Annotated in this window: 4 protein-coding genes; all 4 read left to right on the plus strand. The window is 60.6% G+C overall.

Annotation, left to right across the window (positions count from 1 at the left end; genetic code table 11):
• Positions 1-760, plus strand: a 760-nt coding sequence (locus AC1DO7_RS39370; RefSeq protein ID WP_477117425.1) for a Bug family tripartite tricarboxylate transporter substrate binding protein, incomplete at its 5' end; no start/stop codon positions are given.
• Positions 761-986: 226 nt separating this feature from the next.
• Positions 987-1,919, plus strand: a complete 933-nt coding sequence (locus AC1DO7_RS39375; protein ID WP_441622091.1) for a LysR family transcriptional regulator — start codon at positions 987-989, stop codon at positions 1,917-1,919.
• 348 nt (positions 1,920-2,267) lie between these two features.
• The gene (locus AC1DO7_RS39380; protein ID WP_477117426.1) at positions 2,268-3,950 is read left to right on the plus strand and encodes a thiamine pyrophosphate-binding protein; all 1,683 of its coding nucleotides are present in this window, start codon (positions 2,268-2,270) and stop codon (positions 3,948-3,950) included.
• A gap of 39 nt (positions 3,951-3,989) precedes the next feature.
• The coding region (locus AC1DO7_RS39385; protein WP_477117427.1) for an aldehyde dehydrogenase family protein at positions 3,990-4,833 on the plus strand (844 nt) is incomplete at its 3' end.

Here is a 4,833-nt window from a genome sequence, read left to right on the forward strand (position 1 = left end):
GAGCGGAACCATTGGCGCGGATATGGTAGCCAAGGCAGCCCCTAACGGTCAGACCTTGTTGATCAACGTTTCGGCACAGGTCATCAATCCGTTCTTGTACTCCAAGCTTCCGCACGACCCGCTCAAGGACTTTACCCCGATCACAAGCCTTGCTTCCACGCCGCTGCAACTGCTTGTTGCCGCAGACCTGCCGGTGCACAACGTCAACGACCTGATCAGGTACGTTAAATCGCAACCCACCGGCTGCAGCTTTGCCTCGGCAAGCAACGGCGTGCCGGGTCATCTGGCGGGGGAACTCTTCAGAATGACCACAGGCATCTCGGCGGTCCACGTCCCCTACAAGGGCAGCGCTCCGGCACTGACGGATCTGAWCGGGGGGCAGGTGACCTTCATGTTCGACTCCATGCCAGCCTCGCTGCCTTTGGTCAAAGCCGGAAAGCTTCGCGCGCTGGCGGTGACTGGGACCCGCCGCGCGAAGAGCCTGCCGAATGTGCCGACGCTCGTGGAAAGTGGCTTTCCGGAGATGACGATGACGACCTGGTACGGTCTGTGGGGCCCCGCCAGGATGCCGCCAGAAACCGTAGGGATCCTCCAGTCCGCCGCGGCGAAGGCCCTCGCAAACCAGGATGTCAAGGCGCGTCTTGCGGATCTCTCGGCAGACCCGCTTGGAGAGTCGCCTGAGCGCTTCGCGGCTTTCTGCGCCCAAGAGGCGGATAGGTACGCGAAGATCATCAAGGCAGCAGGTATTCGATTGGCCTGATCGGTCGGTAGATCCGGGCCACTTGACAACGCCGTTCCGGTCGCAAGACCGGCGGCGCGCGCCTTGAAGCAGGATCAACGCTGCGGATTCGACCGGGCGATGCAACGCACCTAAGGCTGCGTGAGGGCTCCTGTGGTAAGCATGAACTTGGTCGGCAGGGACAGACCGCCGCCGCTTGCCGTGCGGCATAATTGCCGTGCCCTTGGAACACCAATCGTCCGCTGCCATGAACAAGAATCTTGTCCCCGATCTGAGCTCCCGCGAATTACAGGCGGTCTGCGCCATTGCAGACGAAGGAAGCCTTCTTGCTGCCTCGATAGCATTGGACCTGTCGCAGCCGGCGTTGACACGTACGCTGCAGCGCGTTGAAGCAGCGATAGGTGTCGAGCTCTTCCGACGCTCCACTCGCAAGGTGGAGATCACCGCTGCGGGGCTGGAGTTCGTCGCGCTGGCAAACCGCATTCTCGCCGACCTCCGGATTTCCTTTGAAGGAATGCGGGAAATCGCTGACGAGCAGCGCGGGCAGGTCATCATCTCCGCGGTGATGTCGGTGGCCTCGACTCACTTGCCCATCGTTGTGGCACGTTACCGGGAATCCCGGCCACGTATTGAAATCCAGGTGCGCGAAGGCGTGCACGGCACTGTCCTGGACAATATCCGCAGTGGCGTCGCCGATCTCGGCTTGACGTATGTTGACGATGTTCCCGCGGAATTTTCCGCGATCGCGCTGGGCCGGGAAGGCTTTCACGTCGTCATGCCGGCGAATCATCCGCTTGCCGGACGGAAGACGTTGACGCTTGTCGAGGTCGCCAACTATGCCATGGTCTCCTTGCCGAAGGAAGCCCAGACCCGCCGGATGTTGGACGGGGCCGCGGCGGCTGCGGGGCTGAACCTGCAGCACGCCGTGACGGTGACCCAGTTTGCCACGGTAATGCAGTTTGTCCACGCTGGTGTCGGCCTGGCCATTGTTCCGGGTGGGGCGATTCCCGCAGCACTTGGCCCGGGTCTGGTACTGAAGCCGCTCGCGCAGCCAGTACTGACGCGTCATATTGGGGTCATCGTCTTGAAGGATCGCGGCCTCACGCCGAGCGCCGAAGGCTTCCTTGCGGAACTCAAGGAACATTGGAAGGCCCGTCCTCCGGCGCGGCGAGGCGCGTGATTTATGCGAAAAATGCAATCGAAATTGGAAATAGATTGAACTTGTAAAGAATTGCAGGTTGCCTCTATTCTTGCTCTCAAGACACAGCTTTCTGGGAGACAGGATGCAACCGCGACACCTCGCACCAGCCAGGGCGCAGACGACGCCCGCACGATCGCTCCAGTCCCTGCCTCCAATCTTCTGGCGAGGCGCGGCAGTGGGCTAGAACCAGAACCGCCAGGTTCTCGCTTTTTTTCCTCATCGCTTTCGTCTCTTTGGGCGATGACGGCAGGGGCTGCGATGCGCAGCCCAACAGTTTCCGTACTCAACTACTTCTTGGTGCGATCGGGAGATCGCGCCTGATAACCTATGACCAAACAGCGTCTCAGCGGCCGCGCCGCGTTCTTGAAGCTCCTGCAAGATGAAGGTGTCACGCATGTGTTCGGCAATCCGGGGACCACCGAACTGGCGCTGATGGAGGCTATGCCAGAAGCGACGGGGATCCAGTATGTCCTGGGGCTGCAGGAGTCTGTCGTCTTATCCATGGCAGATGGATTCGCGAGGGCAACTGGTCGACTGACTGCGGTCAATCTGCACTGCACTCCTGGCCTTGGCCACGCGATGGGCGCACTGTACAACGCGAAATTTTCGGGCTCTCCGATGATTGTCACGGCAGGGCAGTATGAGCTGGGCTACGGCTTGCTGGAGCCAATGCTGTATGAACCTTTGGTACCGCTCGCAGAGCCTCTGGTCAAATGGGCATATGAGATCCAACGGGTAGAGGATCTGCCTCGAGTCGTTCGCCGCGCAGCGAAGATTGCCATGACCCCGCCCTTCGGCCCGGTTTTCCTCAGTCTGCCGGGTAGCATTCTCGATGACGAAGCAGAACTGGAGCTGGGTTTCAGCACACGAGTCGACGCAATGGGTGGCCCGTCAAGCCGCACGCGTGACGCACTTGTCGATGCGATCCTCGCCAGCAAAGCGCCAGTCATCGTTGCCGGACGAGAGCTTGCAGAGCAGGACGCGTTCACGGAGGCTCAAGAGCTCGCGGAGCGGATCGGTGCTGCGGTCTACCATGAACCTATTCCTTACAACACGCGGTATCCGTCTAAGCACGCATCGTTCATGGGCGACCTGTCGCGCAATCAGGCGAAAGTGCGGGAGTTGCTTGGCAGGCATGACCTATTGATTGTCCTCGGCGGTGATCTGTTGAGAATGTCGGCATTTAGTGAAACCGACCCGATGCCGGATGAACTGCGGGTCATTCACATCTCGGAGCGCGACTGGGAGCTTGGCAAAAACTACCCCACGCACCTCGCGGTACGAGCGGGGGTCAAGGAAACGCTCACTGAACTCCTGCCACGAATCGCTTCGACGCAAAGCGCGGACGACCGGGATGAGGCCCGTGCTCGACTCGGTCGGTTGCGTGATTCGAACTGGACGGTTCGGCGAGAAGAGCTTCGCCGGCATGCATCCACTATGCAAGCGTCGGAGCCGATCGATCCTCGTGTTCTGGCCATGACGCTCGCGGACGCAATACCGGCTGGCACCATCGTGATTGAGGRGGCGCCAACAACCTCGCCCCTGTTGTCCAATTTTCTCGAGGTAACGGCACCTCGCGACTTCTTTGGGCTGGCCAGCGGCGGGTTGGGCTTTGCCATGGGTGGAGCAGTCGGAGCCGCCCTTGCCAGGCGGAATACACCCGTGGTCGCTTTGGTTGGGGACGGAAGCGCGATGTACGCCATCCAGGCGCTATGGACGGCGGCGCACGAGAAGCTCCCGATCACGTACGTCATCGTCAACAACAAATCCTATCGAATCATCAAGGAACGCCTGGTAGCAATGCGTAACTGCGACGACTTCCTCGGCATGGATTTGGTCAATCCGGCACTGAACTTCGTTGAGATGGCACGCGGTATGGGTGTCCACGCCGAACGGATTGCAGATCCTTCTCAGCTCGCAAGTTCCCTGCGTGCCGCCATCGAATCCCGGCAGCCGAGGTTGCTGGAAGTCATCGTCGACGCTGGCAAGCAAGCCGTCGGTCAGGGCTGACGGCATTGTGCAGAACCCAAGGCAAAGGAGAGAAACCGTATGAATGAGACGACCGTAAACCTGAAGAATCCCGAACTACTGCGTTCCCAGTGTCTGGTAGGGGGCGAATGGGTGGAAGGGACCCAATGGATTGATGTAAAGAATCCATTTGGTGGCAATGTCGTAGCAAAGGTGCCAAGGTTAGGGGCGAGGGAAGCGGATCAGGCAATCGCATGCGGAGCTGCGGCGGCGAAGCGATGGGCCAAGAGCACCGCCGGGGAGCGCGCGACGGTCCTGCGTCGATGGTTCGATCTCGTCCAGGCGAATCTGGAAGACCTTGCGACCCTGTTGACGCTGGAGCAGGGCAAGCCGCTGCAGGAGGCGCGGGCCGAGATATCCTACGCTGCCTCCTACATCGAGTGGTTCTCCGAGGAGGCGCGCCGTGGCTACGGCGACATCATTCCCTCGAACGATCCCTACACTCGTCAACTGGTCATTCGGCAGCCCGTAGGCCTGTGTGCGGCAATTACTCCGTGGAATTTCCCGTCTGGGATGGTGACCCGAAAGGTGGCCCCCGCGCTCGCCGCTGGCTGCTCCATCATCGTCAAGCCCGCTGAGCAGACGCCTCTTTCCGCGCTTGCGCTAGCCTACCTCGCGGAGGAGGCCGGTCTTCCGGCCGGCATCCTGCAAGTTATCACCGGCTCTTCCCGCGAAATCGGCGCGGTCCTGACCTCAAGCCCTGACGTTCGCAAGCTGACACTCACCGGTTCCACAGAGGTGGGGCGCGTGCTGGCTGCACAATGTGCTCCGAGTCTCAAGAAACTGTCACTGGAGCTTGGCGGCAATGCGCCATTCATCGTGTTCGAAGACGCTGACCTCGAGAAGGCATTGGAAGGGCTGATGC

This window comes from Cupriavidus sp. 05N40, assembly GCF_056397305.1.

Coding starts and splice junctions, on each gene's coding strand:
- AC1DO7_RS39375 (WP_441622091.1), top strand. CDS start 987: ATGAACAAGAATCTTGTCCCCGATCTGAGCTCCCGCGAATTACAGGCG.